This is a genomic window from Bacillus sp. L381 (assembly GCF_030284525.1).
Classification (GTDB): Bacteria; Bacillota; Bacilli; order Bacillales; family Bacillaceae; genus Bacillus; species Bacillus amyloliquefaciens.
In genome coordinates this window covers 582311-606125 of record NZ_CP127224.1, presented here as the reverse complement: position 1 = coordinate 606125, position 23815 = coordinate 582311, and the positions used below count along the sequence as shown (strand labels likewise).

Genomic DNA, 23815 nt, shown 5'->3' with positions numbered 1-23815 from the left:
TATCCACTTTACTCACAACTCGCAACCCCTTATCCAGTCTGGATTTCTGAATATATTCACAAACCTGTGGATATGTTAAAATTATCTGTTAATAAGTCAAAAAAAGCCTCACGTTTTACAACGTGAGACGATCAAAAGACATTAATTCCAAACCGGGCTGTCCGTTCATATCATATGAACCCCGAATCCCCTTTTCAAAAGCAACAGTTCCGGCAGCCGCAATCATCGCTGCATTGTCCGTGCATAATGAAAGCGGCGGGATGATAAGTTCAGGATCTCCCGCATGGCTGAATTCCTGCTGCAGCGCGGTTCTCAATCCCTTGTTCGCGGCTACGCCCCCTGCAAGCAGGACTTGTTTAACCCCATATTCTTTCGCGGCCTTAGAGGTTTTTGCCGTCAGTACATCAATGACACTCTGCTGAAAGCTCGCGGCAAGATCCTCAGGGGGAATCACCTCATTTTTTTGCGAGGCGTTATGAAGCGTGTTAATAACGGCTGACTTCAAGCCGCTGAAGCTGAAATTGTAAGATCCTTCTTCCAGCCACGCGCGCGGAAGCGGAATAGAGTCCGTTCCCACAGCAGCCAGCTTATCAATCTGCGGCCCTCCTGGATAAGGAAGCCCCATCGTTCTTGCCACTTTGTCGTAAGCTTCACCTGCTGCATCGTCCAGCGTTTCACCGATAACATCGAAGGAACCGTGCTCTTTCATATAAACCAATTCTGTATGTCCGCCCGACACAACCAAAGCAAGCGCCGGGAACTGAAGCTCTCCTATCAGCCTGTTTGCATAAATATGGCCGGCAATATGATGAACGCCGACTAACGGAATTTGATGGGCGAAGCTTAACGCCTTTGCCGCATTGACACCGATTAAAAGGGCCCCGACAAGTCCCGGTCCTTCCGTTACGGCAATCGCGTCAAGGTCATCAAAGCCCAACTCCGCTTGTAAAAGAGCTTCCTCAATCACAAGGGTAATCTGCTCCACATGATGTCTGGACGCAATTTCAGGAACGACCCCGCCGAACCGTTTATGGCTTTCAATTTGAGAAGCGACAACGTTTGAAATGATGTCTTTCCCGTTTTTTACGACTGAAGCCGCTGTTTCATCACAGCTTGTTTCGATTCCTAATACATAAATATCTTTTTTTTCACTCATGTAATGTCACCCACATTAATAACGCATCTTCCCCGTTATCTGTATAGTATTGTTTTCTGATTCCTCCGGCCTGAAGACCGAATTTTTTATATAAGGATTGGGCGGGATGATTTGATACCCTGACTTCGAGAGAGAGCCTTCTTGCCTTTTTTTCTCTGCACAATTCTATCGCAGAGCCAAACAGCGCTTCTCCCAATGATTGGCCCCGGTATTCCGGCTTAATGGCTATATTCGTAATCTGCGCGTCATCTATAATAATCCAGATTCCGCAATACCCGGCCAGACAGCCGTCCTTTTCAATGACAAGGTAGTGCGCATACGGATTTTCCAAAAGCTCATGATAAAATGAATCCTTCGTCCACGGAGAAGTGAAGGATGCTGTTTCAATTTCATAAATTTGATCAATATCTTCCGGCCGCATGCTTCGAATCGCCGTTTTCGTTTTCATCCCCATCACCCTATTTTTGAGATTCCATCCATTTCGCTTCAGCCTCTGCCAGACGCAAATAATCCGGAACAAGGCTGTGGACATCCGCTTCTTCTTTTTCCAAGCCTAAAAACGCCAGCTCTGACGGCCGCGGATTATGCTGCGCAGCCGTTCCTATCACTGCTTGAGAAGCCAATTCATGTTTAATGGTTTCTTCATGAATGGCTGTATCGTGCCCTAAAAATAAAACCGGAGACGCTTTTTCTCTCAGCATGCCGAGCCAATCAGTCAAAAGCACATTCTGATCAGGAAGAACGGATTGTAATCGGCCGTCCTGATATTCATAAAGACCCGTATACACTTGTCCGCGACGGGCATCAAATAACGGGCAGATCAGCCCTTGAAAGTGCCGTCCGTTAGCCGCCAGCACCTCCAGGCTCGATACAGCGGAAATCGGAAGCTTCAGCGACCAGGCCAATGTCTTCGCCAGCGTCACACCGATTCTGACACCTGTGTACGATCCCGGCCCCTTCGCCACTACTATTTTCGTAAGGTCCTGCGGTGTTAAACCGCAATCCGCCAGCAATGAATTAACAGCAGGCATCGCCCGCACGGAATGATTCTTTTTTAAATATGTAATATACTCCGCCATCACCGTCTTCTCACGAACGAGCGCGGCACCCAGCGTGTAATTTGACGTATCAATTGCCAGTATTGTCATGTTTACTTATCTCCTCACAAAGCGTTTCATACCGTGTTCCGCAAGCCGTAAAGGTAATGTCCCTTTCCTCATCACCGGCTCTCGTGATGACGATCTGCAGCCGTTCGGCAGGCAGCTGCTCCTGAATTAAATGAGCCCATTCAATTAAACAGACGCCTTGTCCCTCAAAGTATTCTTCAAGTCCCAAGTCTTCGCTTTCATCCTCCATGCGATAAACATCCATATGATATAGAGGAAGCGAACCGTCATGGTATTCTTTTATAATTGTAAAAGTCGGGCTGTTTACCACTCTCGTGATTCCCAGACCTTCGGCAAAACCCTTTGTAAAAGTCGTTTTTCCCGCGCCTAAGTCGCCTTCCAGTGTCAGAATGTCTCCCGGCTTTGCCAAAGAAGCGGCGAGCTTGGCAACGGCTTTTGTTTCTTCGGGGTTTTTCGTTCTCCATTGTAATGTCTTCAAAGTGAGTCACCCGTCTTATTTAAAATGATTGTATCCTTTTTTCTCAAGGACGATTTGTCTCTGATCATTGGCTGTCAAAAGAACACTTGCTTCCTTCCGTTCAGAAACTGCTCCAATCTTCGCAATCGGAATACCTGATTGAGTGCAGTAATCAAGCAAAGAAGCCCAATCTTGCTGAGATACCGTTCCAACCAATTCAAAATCTTCACCGCCGAATAACACCCATTTCTCCCACTGAGGATCCGCCTCGGGTAAATCCGGATGCACGGGCAGAAGCTGTTCTTCAATTTCTATCGTAACTGAACTTGACTCAGCTATTTCATGAAGTTCACTGGCCAATCCGTCACTGATATCATTCAGAGCCGCGCGCTGAAGCTGAGAGCAAAAGCGGCCGACCTGGACCCTAGGAACGGGCCGTTTATGTTTTTGGATAAAATAATCACTCGTGTGAAAAGCAGAGGGAGGTGTTTCTCCCAATAAAAGAGACAGCCCAGCTGCGGACGAACCGATATCTCCCGTAACAAAAACAACATCCTCTGGTCTTGCCGAGCTTCGCAGACAAGCGCGATCCTTTTCGACTTCTCCGATGACAGTAACGGTAATAACGGCTTGACCGGAAGCGGAGACGGTATCTCCTCCGATCAAATCCATCCGGTATAGTTTCGCCAGTTCCGCCATCCCTTCATACATTGCCTGGACATCAGCTTTCTGCCAGCAAGAAGGAACCGCAAGAGATACCAGATAAAACTTCGGAATGCCTCCCATCGCCGCCACATCACTAATGTTAACAGCAAGCGCCTTATAACCGATATCTTGAGGAGAGGAATACTCTGATTTAAAATGGACATCCTCCACCATCGTATCAAGGCAGACAATTTGCTGCATATGAGATGACGCTGTATAAACCGCACCATCATCACCGATCCCTACATTGACGGAAGGATGATAATGCGTATGCGGCGTAATACTGTGAATCAAATCAAACTCGTCCATGTTTCTCCCGTCTCCCTTTCTGACGCTCTTGTGAAATACAGCTCTTTCTAGTGTATCGGATTATGTTTCAATATCCAAGACTTTAACGATATAAAAGAAAGCTTGGTTAGATACCAAGCTGCCAGCATTTAAAAGAAAACACAAAAAAAAAACGAAAACATGATCGTTTCGTTTACAATGAAAATGGCGGTCCGGACGGGACTCGAACCCGCGACCTCCTGCGTGACAGGCAGGCATTCTAACCAACTGAACTACCGGACCATTTTTATTTTTGGTTGCGGGGGCAGGATTTGAACCTGCGACCTTCGGGTTATGAGCCCGACGAGCTACCGAACTGCTCCACCCCGCGATGGTAAAATTTTAGAAAAGCTTGGCGGCGTCCTACTCTCACAGGGGGAAACCCCCGACTACCATCGGCGCTGAAGAGCTTAACTTCCGTGTTCGGCATGGGAACGGGTGTGACCTCTTCGCTATCGCCACCAAACTATTGAGAGTGTTCTCTCAAAACTAGATAACAGGAAGCATACATTCAAAATTGGTTAAGTCCTCGATCGATTAGTATCTGTCAGCTCCATGTGTCGCCACACTTCCACCTCAGACCTATCAACCTGATCATCTTTCAGGGATCTTACTTCCTTGCGGAATGGGAAATCTCATCTTGAGGGGGGCTTCATGCTTAGATGCTTTCAGCACTTATCCCGTCCGCACATAGCTACCCAGCGATGCCCTTGGCAGAACAACTGGTACACCAGCGGTGCGTCCATCCCGGTCCTCTCGTACTAAGGACAGCTCCTCTCAAATTTCCTGCGCCCGCGACGGATAGGGACCGAACTGTCTCACGACGTTCTGAACCCAGCTCGCGTACCGCTTTAATGGGCGAACAGCCCAACCCTTGGGACCGACTACAGCCCCAGGATGCGATGAGCCGACATCGAGGTGCCAAACCTCCCCGTCGATGTGGACTCTTGGGGGAGATAAGCCTGTTATCCCCGGGGTAGCTTTTATCCGTTGAGCGATGGCCCTTCCATGCGGAACCACCGGATCACTAAGCCCGACTTTCGTCCCTGCTCGACTTGTAGGTCTCGCAGTCAAGCTCCCTTGTGCCTTTACACTCTGCGAATGATTTCCAACCATTCTGAGGGAACCTTTGGGCGCCTCCGTTACCTTTTAGGAGGCGACCGCCCCAGTCAAACTGCCCACCTGACACTGTCTCCCCGCCCGATAAGGGCGGCGGGTTAGAAGGTCAATACAGCCAGGGTAGTATCCCACCGATGCCTCCACCGAAGCTGGCGCTCCGGTTTCCAAGGCTCCTACCTATCCTGTACAAGCTGTACCAACATTCAATATCAGGCTGCAGTAAAGCTCCACGGGGTCTTTCCGTCCTGTCGCGGGTAACCTGCATCTTCACAGGTACTATAATTTCACCGAGTCTCTCGTTGAGACAGTGCCCAGATCGTTGCGCCTTTCGTGCGGGTCGGAACTTACCCGACAAGGAATTTCGCTACCTTAGGACCGTTATAGTTACGGCCGCCGTTTACTGGGGCTTCAATTCGCACCTTCGCTTACGCTAAGCGCTCCTCTTAACCTTCCAGCACCGGGCAGGCGTCAGCCCCTATACTTCGCCTTACGGCTTCGCAGAGACCTGTGTTTTTGCTAAACAGTCGCCTGGGCCTATTCACTGCGGCTCTCTCGGGCTTGCACCCTAACAGAGCACCCCTTCTCCCGAAGTTACGGGGTCATTTTGCCGAGTTCCTTAACGAGAGTTCTCTCGATCACCTTAGGATTCTCTCCTCGCCTACCTGTGTCGGTTTGCGGTACGGGCACCTCTCACCTCGCTAGAGGCTTTTCTTGGCAGTGTGGAATCAGGAACTTCGCTACTATAATTCGCTCGCCATCACAGCTCAGCCTTCACGGGAAACGGATTTGCCTATTTCCCAGCCTAACTGCTTGGACGCGGATATCCAATACCGCGCTTACCCTATCCTCCTGCGTCCCCCCATTGCTCAAATGGTGAGGAGGTGGTACAGGAATATCAACCTGTTATCCATCGCCTACGCCTTTCGGCCTCGGCTTAGGTCCCGACTAACCCTGAGCGGACGAGCCTTCCTCAGGAAACCTTAGGCATTCGGTGGAGGGGATTCTCACCCCTCTTTCGCTACTCATACCGGCATTCTCACTTCTAAGCGCTCCACAAGTCCTTCCGGTCTTGCTTCACAGCCCTTAGAACGCTCTCCTACCACTGTTCGAAGAACAGTCCGCAGCTTCGGTGATACGTTTAGCCCCGGTACATTTTCGGCGCAGAGTCACTCGACCAGTGAGCTATTACGCACTCTTTAAATGGTGGCTGCTTCTAAGCCAACATCCTGGTTGTCTAAGCAACTCCACATCCTTTTCCACTTAACGTATACTTTGGGACCTTAGCTGGCGGTCTGGGCTGTTTCCCTTTCGACTACGGATCTTATCACTCGCAGTCTGACTCCCAAGGATAAGTCATCGGCATTCGGAGTTTGACTGAATTCGGTAACCCGGTAGGGGCCCCTAGTCCAATCAGTGCTCTACCTCCGAGACTCTTACCTTGAGGCTAGCCCTAAAGCTATTTCGGAGAGAACCAGCTATCTCCAGGTTCGATTGGCATTTCACCCCTACCCACACCTCATCCCCGCACTTTTCAACGTGCGTGGGTTCGGGCCTCCATTCAGTGTTACCTGAACTTCACCCTGGACATGGGTAGATCACCTGGTTTCGGGTCTACGACCACGTACTCAATTCGCCCTATTCAGACTCGCTTTCGCTGCGGCTCCGCATCTTCTGCTTAACCTTGCACGGGATCGTAACTCGCCGGTTCATTCTACAAAAGGCACGCCATCACCCGTTAACGGGCTCTGACTACTTGTAGGCACACGGTTTCAGGATCTCTTTCACTCCCCTTCCGGGGTGCTTTTCACCTTTCCCTCACGGTACTGGTTCACTATCGGTCACTAGGGAGTATTTAGCCTTGGGAGATGGTCCTCCCGGATTCCGACGGAATTTCACGTGTTCCGCCGTACTCAGGATCCACTCAGGAGAGAACGAAGTTTTGACTACAGGGCTGTTACCTCCTATGGCGGGCCTTTCCAGACCTCTTCATCTACCTCGTTCCTTTGTAACTCCGTACAGAGTGTCCTACAACCCCAAGAGGCAAGCCTCTTGGTTTGGGCTGGTCCCGTTTCGCTCGCCGCTACTCAGGGAATCGCATTTGCTTTCTCTTCCTCCGGGTACTTAGATGTTTCAGTTCCCCGGGTCTGCCTTCTCATATCCTATGTATTCAGATATGGATACCACTCCATTACGAGTGGTGGGTTTCCCCATTCGGAAATCTCCGGATCAAAGCTTGCTTACAGCTCCCCGAAGCATATCGGTGTTCGTCCCGTCCTTCATCGGCTCCTAGTGCCAAGGCATCCACCGTGCGCCCTTTCTAACTTAACCGTTAAAAAGAATCACTACGTGATATCTTGCATTACAATTGAATGTGAATTACTTCTGTTATCTAGTTTTCAAAGAACAACATCTCGAAGAATCGAATGATCCTTCAAAACTAAACAAGACAGGGAACGTTCTGTTTATAAGACCCAAGGTCTTATATTCCGTTAAAATCCTTAGAAAGGAGGTGATCCAGCCGCACCTTCCGATACGGCTACCTTGTTACGACTTCACCCCAATCATCTGTCCCACCTTCGGCGGCTGGCTCCAAAAAGGTTACCTCACCGACTTCGGGTGTTACAAACTCTCGTGGTGTGACGGGCGGTGTGTACAAGGCCCGGGAACGTATTCACCGCGGCATGCTGATCCGCGATTACTAGCGATTCCAGCTTCACGCAGTCGAGTTGCAGACTGCGATCCGAACTGAGAACAGATTTGTGGGATTGGCTTAACCTCGCGGTCTCGCTGCCCTTTGTTCTGCCCATTGTAGCACGTGTGTAGCCCAGGTCATAAGGGGCATGATGATTTGACGTCATCCCCACCTTCCTCCGGTTTGTCACCGGCAGTCACCTTAGAGTGCCCAACTGAATGCTGGCAACTAAGATCAAGGGTTGCGCTCGTTGCGGGACTTAACCCAACATCTCACGACACGAGCTGACGACAACCATGCACCACCTGTCACTCTGCCCCCGAAGGGGACGTCCTATCTCTAGGATTGTCAGAGGATGTCAAGACCTGGTAAGGTTCTTCGCGTTGCTTCGAATTAAACCACATGCTCCACCGCTTGTGCGGGCCCCCGTCAATTCCTTTGAGTTTCAGTCTTGCGACCGTACTCCCCAGGCGGAGTGCTTAATGCGTTAGCTGCAGCACTAAGGGGCGGAAACCCCCTAACACTTAGCACTCATCGTTTACGGCGTGGACTACCAGGGTATCTAATCCTGTTCGCTCCCCACGCTTTCGCTCCTCAGCGTCAGTTACAGACCAGAGAGTCGCCTTCGCCACTGGTGTTCCTCCACATCTCTACGCATTTCACCGCTACACGTGGAATTCCACTCTCCTCTTCTGCACTCAAGTTCCCCAGTTTCCAATGACCCTCCCCGGTTGAGCCGGGGGCTTTCACATCAGACTTAAGAAACCGCCTGCGAGCCCTTTACGCCCAATAATTCCGGACAACGCTTGCCACCTACGTATTACCGCGGCTGCTGGCACGTAGTTAGCCGTGGCTTTCTGGTTAGGTACCGTCAAGGTGCCGCCCTATTTGAACGGCACTTGTTCTTCCCTAACAACAGAGCTTTACGATCCGAAAACCTTCATCACTCACGCGGCGTTGCTCCGTCAGACTTTCGTCCATTGCGGAAGATTCCCTACTGCTGCCTCCCGTAGGAGTCTGGGCCGTGTCTCAGTCCCAGTGTGGCCGATCACCCTCTCAGGTCGGCTACGCATCGTCGCCTTGGTGAGCCGTTACCTCACCAACTAGCTAATGCGCCGCGGGTCCATCTGTAAGTGGTAGCCGAAGCCACCTTTTATGTCTGAACCATGCGGTTCAAACAAGCATCCGGTATTAGCCCCGGTTTCCCGGAGTTATCCCAGTCTTACAGGCAGGTTACCCACGTGTTACTCACCCGTCCGCCGCTAACATCAGGGAGCAAGCTCCCATCTGTCCGCTCGACTTGCATGTATTAGGCACGCCGCCAGCGTTCGTCCTGAGCCAGGATCAAACTCTCCGATAATGGATCACAGACTAAGTTCACTGCATCCTGCAGTAACGTCTGTGTGATCTGCGTCGTGCAGACCTTAGTTTGACTGACTACGCACATCGCTGTGCGATTTATTTAAAACTTTGAATTAACAGGTACGTTTTGTCTTGTTTAGTTTTCAAAGATCATTATAATGGAGCGGGTGATGAGAATCGAACTCACGACATCAGCTTGGAAGGCTGAGGTTTTACCACTAAACTACACCCGCATTTAAATTGGCGCGCCCGAGAGGAGTCGAACCCCTAACCTTTTGATCCGTAGTCAAACGCTCTATCCAATTGAGCTACGGGCGCTTATCAGGCGACTTAACTATCATACTATCAATCAGTTATGATGTCAAGTGTTTTTTTATTTTGTTTCGAAGTCTTTTTCTCGACCTCATTTATTATACACGCTTATGAGAATTTGTAAAGTCTTTTTTAAAAAAGATTATTTTCTCGTTTGGCGTTACCGCTTTGTTCATCAGCGACGTTTAATAATATACCACGCCCTTCAAAACACGTCAACACTTTTACACAACTTTTTTCTCGCTTATTATTTCCATCTATATAATAAAAGAATGAAAAAGCAGGATCCCTAAAAACCCTGCTTCTCTCCTGATTACCCGCTTACCTCGGCTTCAGCGGATTTTCGATCTGTTTTTTCATAGGCGCGGAAATTTTGTTCAAGCTGTTCGAGCGAAAGACCTTTTGTTTCCGGCAGGAACCTTTTTACGAATATGACGGACGCTATCCCTAACAGGACAAAGATGAAGAAGGTTGCAGACAATCCGATGTTCGCGAGCAGAACCGGGAAAGTCAAACCGACCAGGAAGTTCACGATCCAGAGGCAGAAGACAGTGACTCCCATACCGAGCCCCCGCAATCGAAGCGGGAATATCTCCGACAGCATCAGCCAGGTCACCGGAGAGACAGCTCCCTGCTGAAACGCAAGGAAAGTGACGGTTAATGCAAGAACTACATAAGGAAGTGCAGGCGATCCTTTCAGCATGACAGACAGAATCCCGATCAGCAGCAGCACGACAGTCGTTCCGATCAGCCCCGTCATCAGCATCGGGCGGCGGCCGACTTTGCCGAGAAGCCATATGCCAACAAAGGTCGCGAGCACAGAAATTACACCGTTAGCAATATTGCCGATTAATGCGGCTTTTGTTTCGAAGCCGGCATCTTTTAAAATTTGAGTTCCATAGTACATAATTGAATTTACGCCGGTGAGCTGCTGCACTACCGCAATTCCGATTCCGATAAACACAATGCGGCGCACCCACGGGACGGCAAGGTCCTTAAATGTCGCCTGCTCCATCTCCGCTTCCTTATGAAAAGCAGATTCAATCTCAGCAAGCTCAGACTTTGCTTTCTCTTCATTGCGTATTCTCCGGAGTACGCGCAGAGCATCTTCTTTTCTTCCTTTAGAAACCAACCAGCGCGGACTCTCAGGAACTTTAAGCATGCCGAAAAACAAGAATACCGCCGGAAGCGCCGCGATAACAAGCATGTATCGCCAGGCATGAGAGGTATCACCGAGCACATTGCCGATAATAGCATTACACGTAAAGGCAAGCAGCTGGCCCATTACAATCATCAGTTCATTTTGGGTAACCATTCTCCCGCGGCTTTCCGCCGGAGACATTTCAGCTAAGTATGCCGGAACTGTTACGGACGCTCCCCCGACAGCAAGCCCCAGCAGAAAGCGAGAAATAATCATAACCGATACGTTAGGCGCCAGCGTACATCCGAGCGTCGCCACAAAGAACAAAACGGCAAGGATAAGGATATTTTTACGTCTGCCGTTATAATCCGACAGCCGACCGCCGAACACCGCGCCGATCGCAGCGCCCAAGAGCAGGGAGCTTGCCACCATGCCCTCGGTCAGAGCCGTAAGATTAAGCTGGTCAGCTTCTGCCATAAACGGCAGCGCTCCATTAATTACACCTGTATCGTAGCCGAAAAGGAGTCCTCCGAACGTCGATATTAAAATGATGATCCTCAAAAATGAATACTGGCTGCTATTTTTATTCATCCTCAAATCCTCCTAGCTTTTACGCTGATATAATATCCGAATATTCAGTTATCTATATTTACACCTATAACGTCTGCACACATGCTCCGACCGCACAAAACAGTTCTATATGAAGAAATAAATATGAAAGCGTTATCATTTATGATTAATATTCACTTCCTTTCCGCAAAATTGTTATTTTATAGTTACTTTTTAGTGAAGTTATAATGATGTTATTGGCACTTATGTTATTATCATAATTTTAAAAGCGCTTTCAGTCAATAAATATTTCAGAAAATTATATAATTTATCTAAATATGATCTATATATAATCATTTTATGTTTCTAATCAGTTCATCTTTATAACTTATTCAATATTTAACCTCACTTTTAACCAATAAATGATTATATATTAAAAACCCCCAACTAATGTTGAGGGTTTTTGCTTTATTCTTCATTCAATTTAACGATTGTTCTTCCCCTCGCTTCTCCCTTTAAAAGAGCAGGAAGCGTGTCCGGCAGCTTCTCAAGTGTAATTTCCTTTTGAATAAAGGCCTCCAGATCTGCAGGCTTGAAATCATCAGCTAAACGCTGCCATGTTTTCTTTCTTATTTCCATTGGACAGAATACGGAATCGATTCCCAAGAGACTGACGCCGCGCAATATAAACGGGAATACAGTAGCCGGGAGTTTCGTTCCGGCTGTCAGTCCGCTCACTGCCACTGCCCCGCCGTACTGAATCTGACTGAGAACTGACGCAAGCGGTTCACCTCCGACCGGATCGACGGCAGCTGCCCATTTTTGTTTTTGCATCGGTTTTAACGTGCCATTATAAACCTCGTCGCGGTGAATAACCGTCTTCGCTCCGAGACTTTTCAAATAGGCGCTTTCTTCTTCTTTTCCCGTACTGGCCTCAACGTCAAAACCTAAGGAAGAAAGAATGGAAACCGCAAAGCTTCCGACACCCCCTGTTGCTCCCGTCACCAGGACTTTCCCTTTTTCAGGGGCGGCATGGTTTTCTTCAAGCCGCTGAACGGACAGCGCAGCCGTGAAACCGGCGGTTCCGATCGTCATGGCTTCTTTAAGTGTCAAACCATCAGGCAAAGGGACAACCCAATCTGCCGGAATGCGGGCCATCCCGCTATAGCCGCCGAAGTGGGAAACACCTATGCCGTAGCTTGTCGCAATAACTTTGTCCCCTTCTGTGAATCGGTCGTCATCTGAGGAAACAACGATTCCCGCTAAATCAATTCCCGGCACGAAAGGATACGACGTTACAATCTTGCCGTCCGGAATGGCGGCCAAGCTGTCTTTATAATTCACGCCTGAATAGCAAACCTTAATCAGCACTTCGCCCTCGGGAAGGTCCTGAACAGCCAGCTGCCGTACGCTTACTGAAAACCGGTCTTCACGTTGATCGACTACTAGCGCTTTAAATTGATCTGTCATCACTACGTCTCCCTTAAAATGAATTGAATTGCTTTGAAAAAGCATAAAATAAGTTTGATTTGTTTTCAAATGTCCTGCCCTGTGTAGTATGATCAAAAGAAAAAACAGCGAAAGAGTGGTTACACAGCATGTCTGATAAACAAAACAATGATAACAATAACAGCAACAGCGGTAATCAAACATTACCGGACATTATTCATACCGCCGTTTTGAAGGCGCCGATACAAGTTGTCTGGGATACGGTCTCCACTGCGGACGGACTGTCTCTCTGGTTTATGCCGAATGATTTCACACCTCAGGAAGACAGTGAGTTTCAGCTGGAATCCCCATTCGGTCCATCTCCGTGCAAGCTGTTGGATATCGAGGCGCCGTACCGTCTTTCTTTTTCGTGGGATACGGAGGGCTGGATCGTTTCTTTTGTCTTAAAAGAAACGGAAAGCGGAGATACGGAATTCACTCTCATTCACGGCGGATGGAAAGAGCCGGATGCCGTCATCAATAAAGTCAATCGAAAAAGCTCTGAGATTCACAGTACAATGGATCAAGGATGGAACGGGCTTGTCAACACGAAACTCCGTGGAGCGGTCGAAGCTTAAAACAAAGGGACGGGATACACTTTCCGTCCCTTTGTTTGCTGCCGATACATAAAAAGTGACTTTACAAAGACAATAACAGAAGAACCGAAAACTTATTTCAGGGGGCGCTGTTTATGTATTATTACAAAGAAGAGCTGATCAATATCATTAAACCGGACAAGCCGGACCCGGCCGCAGCCAAGGTGCTTCAGGAAATTTTAGGCGGGCATTACGGGGAAATGCGGACGATGATGCAATACTTTTTCCAAAGCTCTAATTTCAGAGGAAAAGAAAAGCAGTTCCGTGACCTGCTCCGCGGTGTATTTTTAGAAGAAATTGCACACGTTGAGCTCGTCCAGAATACGATTAATGCACTGCTCGACGAAAGCGGCGCTGAGGGTGCCGGAAATCAGGCAGCAGATCAGGCGCCGATAGATGAAGCGGTGAAGCATGCCAATCCGCATCATTATATTATCGGGGCGCAAAGTTCCCTGCCTGCAGATGCCAGCGGCAACCCATGGAATGGCTCTTGGGTCTACAATCACGGTAATCTGATTGCCGACTTATTGGACAATGTCGTGCTGGAATCAACCGGTGTTCTGCAAAAAACGCGTATTTATGAAATGAGTTCAAATCAGACGTTCAGAGAAACACTCGGTTTCCTGATTGTCCGTGACAACGCCCATCAAAATGCTTTTACAAAAGCGCTGGAAACACTGGGTGTTGAATGGGGGAAATTATTCCCCGTGCCGAATTATGATATTGAAAAATATCCGGAATGCCGGAAATTCGTTGAGATGGGTTATCATAATACCCAATTTAATTTCAGGCTGGACCCGACACGGATCGGGGAAATTCTGCAGGGAACGACGCCGAGCCGAAACGGCGGCGAATTAAGTGTGTCTGAACCGCCTAAAGGCTTCCCTGTGCCGGAGCTTCCTGAGCTTCCGAATGAGCACAGCCCCGGACTGAAAGATATGAACTTGTAATAAAAAACGCCTGCTTCGGTCGGGCGTTTTTTTAATTTTTATAAAAATGAAGTTTAAACGCGGTCAAAACAGGGAATATATGCGGGGAGATCTTGAGATACGGCCGTTTCAAGTCACGCCATTATGATTTGAGCACATTGCTGTACATACCATCAACTCGAAAGTTGTCCTAATTTTCCAGCCGGCCGGCTGGGTATGTTCGAATGATAATGGGAATTATGTAAATAGAACAATGTCTTTTTAAGGAGGCAGCGAATGTCTAAGCAAGGAAACTTCCAGAAATCCATATCACTATTTGATCTTATTTTAATCGGCATGGGAGCCATATTCGGTTCGGCATGGCTGTTTGCCGTCAGTAACGTCGCCTCTAAAGCTGGTCCATCAGGCGCTTTTTCCTGGCTGATCGGCGGAGGAATTATCTTATTGATCGGCTTGGTTTATGCGGAACTGGGCGCCGCTCTGCCGCGAACCGGAGGGATTATCCGGTATCCCGTTTATTCACACGGACATCTCGTCGGATATTTAATTTCCTTTGTCACCATTGTGGCATACACGAGCCTTATTTCTATAGAAGTCACGGCAGTCCGCCAATACGTGGCGTATTGGTTTCCCGGTTTGACCGTAAAAGGCTCCGATTCGCCGACAATTGCCGGGTGGATATTGCAATTTGCGCTGCTCTGCCTGTTCTTTCTCCTCAATTACTGGAGTGTCAAAACCTTTGCGAAAGCAAACTTCATTATTTCGATTTTTAAATATGTCGTTCCGATTACGGTTATTGTGGTACTGATTTTTCATTTTCACCCAGGCAATATGACCGTTCACGGATTTGCGCCTTTTGGTTTCACCGGAATTCAGGCCGCGATTTCCACAGGCGGTGTCATGTTTGCCTATCTCGGGCTGCATCCTATTGTAGCTGTCGCAAGTGAAGTACAGAATCCGAAGCGCAACATTCCGATCGCATTAATTGTCTGTATTATTGTTTCTACCATTATTTACACCGTGCTGCAGGTCACTTTTATCGGGGCGATTCCGGGAGACACACTGAAGCACGGATGGCCGGCTATCGGGCAGGAATTCTCCCTTCCGTTCAAAGATATCGCCGTTTTGCTCGGTTTAGGGTGGCTGGCGACATTGGTTATTTTAGATGCGATTTTATCACCGGGCGGCAACGGAAATATCTTTATGAATACGACTTCACGTCTCGTCTATGCCTGGGCCAGAAACGGAACATTATTCAGCATCTTTTCTAAAGTCAATAAAGAAACCGGAACACCGCGTGCCTCTCTTTGGCTCTCGTTCGGTCTGGCTGTTTTTTGGACGCTGCCGTTCCCTTCCTGGAACGCTCTCGTCAACGTATGCTCCGTCGCATTGATTCTGTCTTATGCGATTGCGCCGATTTCTTCAGCGGCGCTGAGGGTGAACGCGAAGGATATTAACAGACCGTTTTATTTAAAAGGTATGAGCATCATCGGACCGCTGTCGTTTATTTTTACTTCTTATATTGTATATTGGTCCGGCTGGCGCACTGTTTCCTGGCTTCTCGGTTCTCAAATTGTCATGTTTCTGGTCTACCTCTGTTTCAGTAAATATGCCCCTAAAGATGATGTCAGCATACGGCAGCAACTGAAATCAGCCTGGTGGATCGTCGGTTTTTATGTCATGATGCTGATTTTCTCCTATATCGGCTCGTTCGGCCATGGATTGGGCATTATCAGCAATCCGCTTGACCTGATTCTGATCGCCATCGGTTCGCTCGGCATTTATTACTGGGCAAAATATACAGGGCTGCCGAAGGCTATAATCGACAATGATAAATGACCGGAAAGAAGCACGATCTTCTTTCCGGTATTTTTATTGTTAAGGATGACAAAAAAATAATAATATGTTAAAATGAATGACAGTCATTCATAAAGGAGGAACCCCTCTATTGGCAAAACAAAGCTCGGGAAAATATGAAAAGATCCTGCAAGCCGCGATTGAAGTCATTTCTGAAAAAGGATTAGACAAAGCATCCATTTCAGAAATCGTCAAAAAAGCCGGAACGGCCCAAGGTACGTTTTATTTATATTTTTCTTCTAAAAACGCACTGATATCAGCGATTGCAGAAAACCTGCTCGACCTTACGGTGGACAGAATTAAAGGGAAAACGGACGGCACGGAAGATTTTTGGACGATACTGGACATTTTGGTTGATGAGACATTTCACATCACCCGGCTTCATAAAGACATTATTGTCCTCTGTTATTCCGGTCTTGCCATCGATCACTCAATGGAAAAATGGGAGGCCATTTATCAGCCTTATTATTCTTGGCTGGAAGACGTGATCAATAAGGCCATTGAGCAGAATGTGGTCATCAGCGGCATTCATGTTAGATGGACGGCCAGAACGATTATCAACGTTGTCGAGAACGCAGCTGAACGGTTTTATATCGGCTGTGAACAGGATGTCGATCTCGAAGTGTATAAAAAAGAAATATTCAGCTTTCTTAAAAGAAGCTTGCAGAAATGATTGGCAGAGACCGATCATTTTTGACCGCCATAAAAATGACTGACATTCATTCATAATTGAGGTGACTGTAAATGTATTGGCTGCTTGTACTGATAGCCGGACTGTTAGAAGTGATTTGGGCGTCTGCCCTGAAGCATGCGGATTCGCTCATTGATTGGATTGGTATTTTCCTTCTGATTGCCGTCAGCTTTCTGATGTTGATCCGCTCTTACAAAAAAATCCCCATGGCTGCCGCATATACCGTTTTTGTCGGAATAGGCACCGTCGGCACATATGTAACGGGCGTTATTTTAGGAGAACCTTTTTCAATCGGGCAGATATTCTTTTTGGCTTTGCTGTTGTCCGGCATTTTAGGAATGAAGGTATTTACGAAAGAAAATAAAACAAGGGGTGAACAATAATGGCTTGGCTGCTGTTATTTATTGCCGGAGCGGAAGAAGTTGTAGCGGCCGTTGCCATGAAACATATTGACGGCTTTAAAAAGAAGTGGCCGCTGATTATCATGACAACAGGCTTTATGCTTTCATTCTTTTGCCTTTCTGAAGCGATGCAGATCCTTCCCACAGGTGTTGCGTATGCGGCTTGGACCGGCATGGGAAGCATCGGCGTTTCGGCCGTAGGCATACTCTGGTTTAAAGAAAAATTCAATCTGTCACAATTGGTTTCTCTGGGGCTTATCCTCATCGGTGTCATCGGCTTAAAACTGACGACATGATGGCCGGAGCAGCTTTTCAGATAAAAAAAAGGACCCGAAGCGGGTCCTTTTTTTATGCTGTTTTGATCTGTTCTGCTTTTCCCGCTCCGACTCCGAAAATAAAGATCAGAACGGAGACTGCGATCAGCATGAATAACGGAACCGTCCAGCCGTGCGTGATGTCATGCAGCAGGCCGAATACGAGCGGTCCGAAGGCGGCAAGCAAGTATCCGAATGACTGGGCCATGCCGGAAAGCGCCGCGGCTTCATGAACATGCCGGGTCCGCAGGCTGAAAAACATCATCGCCAGACTGAACGCACAGCCTCCCGCAATTCCGATCAAAATGACCCATAGCGGAGTAAGAGACGGACTTCCGCAAAGAACACCGGCAATGCCGATGAGGAAAAATAAGGCCGTCAGTCCGGCGAGGGCGCGCTGATTTTTCATTTTAGCGGCAGCGATCGGCACGATAAAGGTAATCGGCAGGAGTGAGAACTGCATTAACGAAAGCATCCATCCTGCCCTGCTTGAGCTGAGTCCATTCTGCTGAAGAATTTCCGGCAGCCAAGCGATGACTGTGTAAAAAATAAGGGATTGCAGCCCCATGAACATTGTCACCTTCCAAGCCAGCGGGGACCGCAGCAGACTGCTTTTCTTCCCTCCGTCTGTCCCCGGCGTGCGGACGGGCAGTTCGCGTCCCCTCATTTGCGGAATCCACATGACGAACGCTATTAAAGAAAGAATGCTCCAACAGCCGAGCGCGCCTTTCCAGCCCAATCCAGCTGAGGAGGCGATCGGTACGCTGATGCCGGATGCAATCGCGCCGCATAGATTCATAGAAACCGAGTAGACGCCGGTCATGACGCCTAAATTTCCTGGAAACTTATGTTTAATGAGGCTCGGCAGCAGTACGTTGCATACGGCAATCGACAATCCCAACAGGATCGTTCCGAAAAAGAGAGTGCCGATCCCGGCGATTGAGCGCAGCAGGATACCGGCTGTCAGGATAATTAATGATGACAGTAAGACAAGTTCGGTTCCGAAGCGCCGGGACAATAAAGGAACAAACGGTGACAGACATGCAAAGGCCAAAAGCGGCACTGTGGTAATGGTGCCGGCAGCCGCATTGGTCATTCCGAGGCTGTCCCGAATTGAGGAAACCAGCGGTCCGACCGATGTCAGAGGCGCTCTGAGATTGGCCCCTATCAATATTACTCCGATGATCAGCAAGATCAGTTTCTTACGCTGACTTGCTTGTAACATTTGATGTTCGTCTTCAATTTTCATGTTCATCCTCCATGTGTATTGTATCTTTAAATCCTGTGATGTATTGATTGACAGCCTCCATGGCCTGATCCGGTTTCTGTCCGGCAATCGCAGCGGCAAGCTGGCTGTGGATCCTGATATCAGGGGTGATTTCTAAAAGATTATGGACTGACGCACAAAGCGCCTCCGTCATATGTTCGTATAGATCAGAAAGCATATTGTTATGGGCCGCCTGTACAATTGTTTTGTGCAGCTTAATGTCGGCTTCGGCATACCGTTTTCGATCTTCGTTTTGCAGGGCCGCTTCACATTCATCCAGACACGCCTTCAGTGCTTCCAAGTCTTCATCAGTACGCCTTTGGGCCGCCAATCGTGCGGCTTCTCTTTCAAGCGCGTATCTGACTTCTAATGTTTCAAGCAAATTTGATTTTTTTATGTGACGGTAAAATGCCGCTCCGAGGACACTGGATGAGCTGACATACGTACCGCTCCCCTGCCTTGTCTGAAGCAGGCCGGCATGTACGAGCGCCCGGATGGCCTCACGCAGCGTGTTTCGGCTCACATCAAACTGCTTCATTAAATCCAGCTCAGGGGGAATACGCGTCCCGACCGGCCATTTATCCGATTGAATTAACGATTCAATTTGCGCCACCACTTGTTCTACGAGCGACAGTCTGCTTGTTTTGGATATATCCATCAAAACACCTCTATAATTTGTAGGATGATTCTATCATTGGATAATATAACATAAAATCGGCGAATGTGTAAATCAGGCGCAACGAAAAAAGAGTGAGTTTTTTCTCTCACTCTTCGGCGCTTTTATGAACGTTTTATATTGACTGAGGCCACGACAAACTTGTCATGGCGGTGGCGGGGAAAATGAATATTCAAAGGGAGTGCCGTTATCCAAAAAGCCTGCATGCTCGACTTCCAGTATCGGGTCATCCGCCCGGCAGCCGAGATATTGTTGATCCATATCATCCGACTTGCACTCTCTGATTTTTCTGTGTGTGCCTGCGATTTTGAGCTGCAGCTCTCGCGTAATATGGTCGTAAGTGGAATGGTTGAGCACCTCATCGTTAATGCCGGGTATAAGGCTCGCCGGCATGTACGTTTTTTCAAGAACGTACGGTTCGCCTTCGACGATTCTCATTCTCACTACATAATAGACAGGAGTCTTTTCGTCGATGGCAAATGCGCTGCGGCATCTTGGGAGGGGAACTGCACTTCAAACCGGATGACCTTGCTTTTGACGTCTTTGCCTTTTAACAAATTGCTCAAGCCGAGAATTTCGTTGCTGACTACGTGAACGTGCTCGTCCTGCATGGCTGATTGAATAATAAACGTGCCGTGCCCTCTTTTTCTGAAAAGCATCCCTTAAGTGTGTCGAGCGCCCGCTTCATCGTCATCCGGCTGCACCCGAACTCAAGTGCGAGCGTCTTTTCCTCCGGCTGTGTAATGTTTGATCTGTATTGACTCCTTACGGTTATCATAAATTTTTTCCTTGCTTCATCAATGACGTTACAGCCGCCGTTATTAAAATTGAAAGGATTTCCTCGAATTTTCTATGGAATCTCTCTCACTATTATGGTAGAATTTTTTGCAGAAACGGACACAAACGAATATTGCATACATTGTATAACCTCAATGATATGGTTTGAGGGTGTCTACCAGGAACCGTAAAATCCTGATTACAAAAAACTGTCCCGCACACTTTTTGTAATCAGGATTTTTTATTTTCTAAAAAATAAAAAAAGGAGTATCTGTACATGAATTTCAAAGTATTTCTGCTTGCAGCATCTACTATTGCAGTCGGATTGGTTGAATTAATTGTGGGCGGTATTCTTCCGCAAATCGCTTCCGACTTAGACATATCCATCGTCAGCGCGGGGCAGCTGATCAGCGTGTTCGCGCTCGGTTACGCGGTATCAGGCCCGCTGCTTTTGGCAGTGACGGCAAAAGCTGAACGAAAGCGGCTTTATTTAATCGCACTCTTTGTCTTCTTCCTAAGTAATCTGATCGCTTATTTCAGTCCCAATTTCGCCGTGCTTATGGTGTCACGGGTGCTCGCTTCCATGAGCACAGGGCTGATTGTCGTCCTTTCTTTAACGATTGCTCCTAAAATCGTGGCGCCGGAATACAGAGCGCGGGCGATCGGCATCATTTTCATGGGCTTCAGCTCCGCAATCGCTTTAGGCGTGCCTGTCGGCATTATCATCAGCAATGCCTTCGGATGGCGCGTGCTGTTTTTGGGAATCGGCGTATTATCTCTGGTTTCCATGCTGATTATCAGCGTCTTTTTTGAAAAAATACCTGCTGAAAAAATGATTCCGTTTCGTGAGCAGATTAAAACGATCGGGAACGCCAAGATTGCCAGCGCGCATCTTGTCACCTTATTTACATTGGCGGGGCATTACACACTCTATGCCTACTTTGCGCCTTTTTTGGAAACAACGCTTCATTTGAGTTCCGTATGGGTCAGTGTATGCTACTTTTTGTTCGGTCTGTCAGCGGTATGCGGCGGCCCGTTCGGAGGCTGGCTGTATGACCGTTTAGGATCATTTAAAAGCATCATGCTTGTGACCGTTTCTTTCGCTTTGATCCTGTTTATCCTTCCGCTGTCAACGGTTTCTTTAATCGTTTTCCTGCCTGCGATGGTCATTTGGGGATTGCTCAGCTGGAGCCTTGCGCCGGCGCAGCAAAGCTATTTGATCAAAATCGCGCCTGAGTCTTCCGACATTCAGCAAAGCTTCAATACCTCCGCTTTGCAAATCGGCATTGCGCTCGGGTCAGCCATCGGCGGCTTCGTGATCGGACAAACGGGTTCTGTCGTAGCAACCTCTTGGTGCGGCGGTTTGATTGTCATTATCGCAGTCGGCTTAGCCGTATTCTCTTTAACGAGACCCGCTTTGAAAAGCAAATCCGCATAAGTGTGAGACCGCAAAAAAGCCGAAGGAGTTCCTTCGGCTTTTGCGGTCTTTTTTATTTGGCGGCAGTAAGCTCGTCTTCTGTCACCCATTTATGGTTGGTTACTTTTTTGCCCCCATCAGTTGGTGTATAGTCAACCATGTAAACGGTTGTCTTTTTGGCTGAATCAATGACGGCTTCAGCACCCTTCATGCCTTTCATATGGGCTGCCTCGATGACTGCCTTGTCACCCGGCTTTAACGTTTTATCACCAGCGCCCTTTAATTCTTCCTGGATGACCCATTTATGATCTTCAACGCGCTTTCCTCCCGTTTCCGGAGTGTAAGATACACTGTAAACCGTTGTATCATAAGCACCTTTTACGGTCCCTTGCGCATTTTTCATGCCTTTCATATGAGAAGCTAAAATCATGACGTCACTGCCAACTTTATAAGTCGGATTTTCGGCCTTCTTTAAACCCTTCGGCACCTCGGATGAACCTGAGTGATTCATGTCTTCGTGTGAGTGCGTTTCTTTGTCTTTCGCTTTTTCACTTCCTCCTGAAGATTGGCTGTTGCATCCGGCAAGCGCCAGAACGGGAATCAGGAGAAACATGCTGAATAAAAATAGTCGCGCTTTCATTTCAATTAACTCCTTTGCTTTTTTGATATTTTTGTGTTTCCCTTTCGGTTCCTCAGTAAAACAAAAGATGAATTGCGGACTGTCATTTCTCCTAATTCTTCAAATCTCTCTTTATTGCCTGTCGTCAGGTGAAATTGTTCACAAAATGTACACATTAGTAGAAATGCAGTATAATTCAATTATCAGATAATAGGGGGAACACATCATGAAAACGAAGGTTTTTGCGGTGGTATTGGGCGCTGTTTTAATGATTGCGGGTTTTCTTTTGGCAGAAGTTTCACTTTATATGGAATACATCACAATGCTCGGAGCAATGATTTTTTCTTCTATATTTATGTCAGAGCCGAAAAGAAAATTTCGCATAATCAAAGGGGTTTGACTTTTCTGTTACCGCCGTCTTCAGGACGGCGGTTTTTCTGTATGTCACTCAGTCTATTCGCAGGGCTGTTTCTTCTGTGGCGTCCTGATATAAAACGAAATGTGAGGCTGTTTGTACTTTATCACCTGCAAATTCAATTTCAATCGGCAGCGCCCTGACAAAATAACGGGTTTCGGTCATTGGGAATAATTCGAATGGTGTTTGTCCGTCTATTGTAATATACAATCGGTTTTCTTTTACCGTCACCGCTGCATGTGTATCATCCTGAAATGAATAATTACCGATAAATCTGCTGTAAACCGCGGGATCGATGTCTGCTTTTTTCTGATCCGCAGGACGTTTCGGAATCACATATGGCTGATCAAATAAGATGTTTACAGCCGCTTCGATCACAGCTTGTTCAAATTGATTCGATTGTTCCATGTTGCTGAGATAAATCAGAGTTTTATTCTGATCAATATACCGAAGCATCAAACTGGAATATCCCGGCCAGCCTCCGTCGTGGCTGATTATCTTCCCTTTTTGGGGGCTGTTTCGGATCATCCAGCCAAATCCATATCCAAATTGCTCTTCTTCATTCCAATAGCCGGGTGTAAACGCTTGATCTTTAGATTCCTCGCTTATAATTTCTTCCGTATAAAGAGCCTGATCAAACAGATATAAATCCCTTATCGCAGAATTAACGGTTCCGTCACCTTGAATCCCGTCAAGAAAGACGACATAATCGGTTTCCTCAAGTTCATCCGGCAGCACATACTCTTCGGAATGAACATCATAGACATAGCCATATGCATAGTTCGGAATGGTTTCTTTGCTCAATCTTCTGTTATAAATCCGCGTACTGCTCATACGAAGGGGATGAAATACGGCTTGTTTCATAAATTCAGCAAAACTCATGCCTGATACAATTTCAATAATAACCGCTAACACAACATACCCCGTATTACTGTAAAGCCAGCCCTTATTCGGCGGGAAATAAACATCCGGCTTATACTGTTTGAGCATATTCATAACATCTTGATTAACGGCAATTCTGTTCCGGTCCCAATGTTTTAAGAACAACTCTATATAGTCCGGCAACCCTGACGTATGATGAAGTAAATGCCGAATGGTAATGCCCGGGTAAGGAAAATCAGGAAGCCACCGCTCTATCATATCGTCATAGCGCAACTTCCCTTCTTGCTCTAAAATGATAACACCCAGAGCTGTAAACGGCTTCGATACTGAAGCCAATTCAAAGACCGATTGGTCATTCAGCATCCTGTTTGTTTCCAGTTCTGCAGTTCCGAATGAACCCTGATATAAAATGCGGCCGTTTTCTGCTGCTAATACAGCTCCGTTTATTTCATGTCTTCCGTCTAATGTGCTGAAAAGCTGTTCAAAAGCTTGTTTTTTCTTATCGTTCATTCGCTTCCCCCCTTCAAAAACTGATTCTC

19 protein-coding genes, 4 tRNA genes, 3 rRNA genes, 1 pseudogene and 1 riboswitch are annotated in these 23815 nt (G+C 47.5%); of the genes and pseudogenes, 8 read left to right on the top strand and 19 right to left on the bottom strand.

Annotation, left to right across the window (positions count from 1 at the left end; genetic code table 11):
• Positions 1-115 precede the first annotated feature (115 nt).
• From tsaD to QRX25_RS02905, 14 genes are all read right to left on the bottom strand, one after another.
• Positions 116-1156, bottom strand: coding sequence for a tRNA (adenosine(37)-N6)-threonylcarbamoyltransferase complex transferase subunit TsaD (gene tsaD, locus QRX25_RS02970; protein WP_065980835.1), 1041 nt, complete (start codon positions 1154-1156; stop codon positions 116-118).
• A complete protein-coding gene (gene rimI, locus QRX25_RS02965; RefSeq protein WP_013351179.1) occupies positions 1149-1604 on the bottom strand; it encodes a ribosomal protein S18-alanine N-acetyltransferase in 456 nt (151 codons plus the stop codon). The genes tsaD and rimI overlap by 8 nt, the downstream gene beginning before the upstream one ends.
• A gap of 10 nt (positions 1605-1614) precedes the next feature.
• Positions 1615-2304 carry a tRNA (adenosine(37)-N6)-threonylcarbamoyltransferase complex dimerization subunit type 1 TsaB gene (tsaB, locus tag QRX25_RS02960; RefSeq protein ID WP_013351178.1) on the bottom strand — a complete coding sequence of 230 codons (690 nt, stop codon included), beginning with the start codon at positions 2302-2304 and terminating at the stop codon, positions 1615-1617.
• Positions 2285-2761 (bottom strand): tRNA (adenosine(37)-N6)-threonylcarbamoyltransferase complex ATPase subunit type 1 TsaE, encoded by a 477-nt coding sequence (tsaE, locus tag QRX25_RS02955; protein WP_115998128.1) that lies wholly within the window; start codon positions 2759-2761, stop codon positions 2285-2287. The genes tsaB and tsaE overlap by 20 nt, the downstream gene beginning before the upstream one ends.
• A 15-nt stretch (positions 2762-2776) precedes the next feature.
• Positions 2777-3754, bottom strand: coding sequence for a thiamine-phosphate kinase (gene thiL / locus QRX25_RS02950; protein ID WP_212100493.1), 978 nt, complete (start codon positions 3752-3754; stop codon positions 2777-2779).
• A 184-nt stretch (positions 3755-3938) separates the two neighbouring features.
• Positions 3939-4015: transfer RNA gene (locus QRX25_RS02945), tRNA-Asp, on the bottom strand.
• 11 nt (positions 4016-4026) lie between these two features.
• A tRNA-Met gene (locus tag QRX25_RS02940) sits at positions 4027-4103 on the bottom strand.
• Positions 4104-4122: 19 nt separating this feature from the next.
• Positions 4123-4238 (bottom strand): 5S ribosomal RNA (gene rrf / locus QRX25_RS02935).
• A 51-nt stretch (positions 4239-4289) separates the two neighbouring features.
• Positions 4290-7219, bottom strand: a 23S ribosomal RNA gene (locus QRX25_RS02930).
• 174 nt (positions 7220-7393) lie between these two features.
• Positions 7394-8943, bottom strand: a 16S ribosomal RNA gene (locus tag QRX25_RS02925).
• The 16S, 23S and 5S rRNA genes sit together here with 4 tRNA genes alongside, the layout of an rRNA operon.
• Before the next feature lie 161 nt (positions 8944-9104).
• Positions 9105-9178: transfer RNA gene (locus QRX25_RS02920), tRNA-Gly, on the bottom strand.
• Between the two features lie 8 nt (positions 9179-9186).
• Positions 9187-9263, bottom strand: a tRNA-Arg gene (locus tag QRX25_RS02915).
• Between the two features lie 307 nt (positions 9264-9570).
• On the bottom strand, positions 9571-10989 hold the full coding sequence (locus tag QRX25_RS02910) for a sugar porter family MFS transporter (RefSeq protein WP_212100490.1): 1419 nt from the start codon (positions 10987-10989) through the stop codon (positions 9571-9573).
• Positions 10990-11415: 426 nt separating this feature from the next.
• Positions 11416-12417, bottom strand: a complete 1002-nt coding sequence (locus tag QRX25_RS02905; protein WP_212100487.1) for an NADPH:quinone oxidoreductase family protein — start codon at positions 12415-12417, stop codon at positions 11416-11418.
• Positions 12418-12545: 128 nt separating this feature from the next.
• On the opposite strand from QRX25_RS02905, the gene QRX25_RS02900 reads away from it, so the two are divergent.
• The 6 genes from QRX25_RS02900 (at position 12546) to QRX25_RS02875 (ending at position 17205) form a co-directional block, all read left to right on the top strand.
• Positions 12546-13013: an SRPBCC family protein gene (locus QRX25_RS02900; protein WP_212100484.1), complete on the top strand. Its 468-nt coding sequence runs from the start codon at positions 12546-12548 to the stop codon at positions 13011-13013.
• A gap of 113 nt (positions 13014-13126) precedes the next feature.
• Positions 13127-13981 (top strand): manganese catalase family protein, encoded by an 855-nt coding sequence (locus QRX25_RS02895; RefSeq protein WP_013351172.1) that lies wholly within the window; start codon positions 13127-13129, stop codon positions 13979-13981.
• Positions 13982-14236: 255 nt separating this feature from the next.
• Complete coding sequence (locus QRX25_RS02890) at positions 14237-15799, top strand: APC family permease (RefSeq protein WP_115998134.1); 1563 nt, start codon at positions 14237-14239, stop codon at positions 15797-15799.
• Positions 15800-15908: 109 nt separating this feature from the next.
• Entirely contained in the window at positions 15909-16490 is a 582-nt protein-coding gene (locus tag QRX25_RS02885) for a TetR/AcrR family transcriptional regulator (RefSeq protein ID WP_065980828.1), read from the top strand.
• A 71-nt stretch (positions 16491-16561) separates the two neighbouring features.
• Positions 16562-16891 carry a DMT family transporter gene (locus QRX25_RS02880; RefSeq protein ID WP_065980827.1) on the top strand — a complete coding sequence of 110 codons (330 nt, stop codon included), beginning with the start codon at positions 16562-16564 and terminating at the stop codon, positions 16889-16891.
• Entirely contained in the window at positions 16891-17205 is a 315-nt protein-coding gene (locus tag QRX25_RS02875) for a DMT family transporter (protein WP_212100482.1), read from the top strand. The genes QRX25_RS02880 and QRX25_RS02875 overlap by 1 nt, the downstream gene beginning before the upstream one ends.
• Positions 17206-17257: 52 nt before the next feature.
• On the opposite strand, the gene QRX25_RS02870 is transcribed toward QRX25_RS02875, so the two are convergent.
• From QRX25_RS02870 to QRX25_RS02860, 3 genes and pseudogenes are all read right to left on the bottom strand, one after another.
• Positions 17258-18472, bottom strand: a complete 1215-nt coding sequence (locus QRX25_RS02870; protein WP_065980825.1) for a CynX/NimT family MFS transporter — start codon at positions 18470-18472, stop codon at positions 17258-17260.
• Positions 18462-19148: a FadR/GntR family transcriptional regulator gene (locus tag QRX25_RS02865; RefSeq protein WP_212100479.1), complete on the bottom strand. Its 687-nt coding sequence runs from the start codon at positions 19146-19148 to the stop codon at positions 18462-18464. Before QRX25_RS02865 ends, QRX25_RS02870 begins: the two co-directional genes overlap by 11 nt.
• A 122-nt stretch (positions 19149-19270) precedes the next feature.
• Positions 19271-19944: pseudogene (locus QRX25_RS02860) on the bottom strand (GntR family transcriptional regulator).
• 121 nt (positions 19945-20065) lie between these two features.
• A riboswitch (purine riboswitch) is annotated at positions 20066-20165 on the top strand.
• A 55-nt stretch (positions 20166-20220) separates the two neighbouring features.
• Between QRX25_RS02860 and QRX25_RS02855 the strand changes: the two are divergent.
• On the top strand, positions 20221-21381 hold the full coding sequence (locus tag QRX25_RS02855) for an MFS transporter (protein WP_212100476.1): 1161 nt from the start codon (positions 20221-20223) through the stop codon (positions 21379-21381).
• A 52-nt stretch (positions 21382-21433) separates the two neighbouring features.
• Here QRX25_RS02855 and QRX25_RS02850 read toward each other — a convergent pair whose 3' ends face one another.
• Positions 21434-22000: a YdhK family protein gene (locus QRX25_RS02850; protein ID WP_065521820.1), complete on the bottom strand. Its 567-nt coding sequence runs from the start codon at positions 21998-22000 to the stop codon at positions 21434-21436.
• Between the two features lie 205 nt (positions 22001-22205).
• Here QRX25_RS02850 and QRX25_RS02845 point away from each other — a divergent pair, with 205 nt between their 5' ends.
• Positions 22206-22379 (top strand): hypothetical protein, encoded by a 174-nt coding sequence (locus tag QRX25_RS02845; protein WP_212100473.1) that lies wholly within the window; start codon positions 22206-22208, stop codon positions 22377-22379.
• Positions 22380-22427: 48 nt separating this feature from the next.
• Here QRX25_RS02845 and QRX25_RS02840 read toward each other — a convergent pair whose 3' ends face one another.
• Entirely contained in the window at positions 22428-23786 is a 1359-nt protein-coding gene (locus QRX25_RS02840) for a serine hydrolase domain-containing protein (protein WP_212100470.1), read from the bottom strand.
• Positions 23787-23815: the final 29 nt, after the last annotated feature.

What these genes read in the sequence shown, in the direction of transcription:
- tsaD (WP_065980835.1), bottom strand. Translation starts at nt 1,156, where the DNA reads ATGAGTGAAAAAAAAGATATTTATGTATTAGGAATCGAAACAAGCTGT.
- rimI (WP_013351179.1), bottom strand. Translation starts at nt 1,604, where the DNA reads ATGAAAACGAAAACGGCGATTCGAAGCATGCGGCCGGAAGATATTGAT.
- tsaB (WP_013351178.1), bottom strand. Translation starts at nt 2,304, where the DNA reads ATGACAATACTGGCAATTGATACGTCAAATTACACGCTGGGTGCCGCG.
- thiL (WP_212100493.1), bottom strand. Translation starts at nt 3,754, where the DNA reads ATGGACGAGTTTGATTTGATTCACAGTATTACGCCGCATACGCATTAT.
- QRX25_RS02910 (WP_212100490.1), bottom strand. Translation starts at nt 10,989, where the DNA reads ATGAATAAAAATAGCAGCCAGTATTCATTTTTGAGGATCATCATTTTA.
- QRX25_RS02905 (WP_212100487.1), bottom strand. Translation starts at nt 12,417, where the DNA reads ATGACAGATCAATTTAAAGCGCTAGTAGTCGATCAACGTGAAGACCGG.
- QRX25_RS02900 (WP_212100484.1), top strand. Translation starts at nt 12,546, where the DNA reads ATGTCTGATAAACAAAACAATGATAACAATAACAGCAACAGCGGTAAT.
- QRX25_RS02895 (WP_013351172.1), top strand. Translation starts at nt 13,127, where the DNA reads ATGTATTATTACAAAGAAGAGCTGATCAATATCATTAAACCGGACAAG.
- QRX25_RS02890 (WP_115998134.1), top strand. Translation starts at nt 14,237, where the DNA reads ATGTCTAAGCAAGGAAACTTCCAGAAATCCATATCACTATTTGATCTT.
- QRX25_RS02880 (WP_065980827.1), top strand. Translation starts at nt 16,562, where the DNA reads ATGTATTGGCTGCTTGTACTGATAGCCGGACTGTTAGAAGTGATTTGG.
- QRX25_RS02875 (WP_212100482.1), top strand. Translation starts at nt 16,891, where the DNA reads ATGGCTTGGCTGCTGTTATTTATTGCCGGAGCGGAAGAAGTTGTAGCG.
- QRX25_RS02870 (WP_065980825.1), bottom strand. Translation starts at nt 18,472, where the DNA reads ATGAAAATTGAAGACGAACATCAAATGTTACAAGCAAGTCAGCGTAAG.
- QRX25_RS02865 (WP_212100479.1), bottom strand. Translation starts at nt 19,148, where the DNA reads ATGGATATATCCAAAACAAGCAGACTGTCGCTCGTAGAACAAGTGGTG.
- QRX25_RS02855 (WP_212100476.1), top strand. Translation starts at nt 20,221, where the DNA reads ATGAATTTCAAAGTATTTCTGCTTGCAGCATCTACTATTGCAGTCGGA.
- QRX25_RS02850 (WP_065521820.1), bottom strand. Translation starts at nt 22,000, where the DNA reads ATGAAAGCGCGACTATTTTTATTCAGCATGTTTCTCCTGATTCCCGTT.
- QRX25_RS02845 (WP_212100473.1), top strand. Translation starts at nt 22,206, where the DNA reads ATGAAAACGAAGGTTTTTGCGGTGGTATTGGGCGCTGTTTTAATGATT.
- QRX25_RS02840 (WP_212100470.1), bottom strand. Translation starts at nt 23,786, where the DNA reads ATGAACGATAAGAAAAAACAAGCTTTTGAACAGCTTTTCAGCACATTA.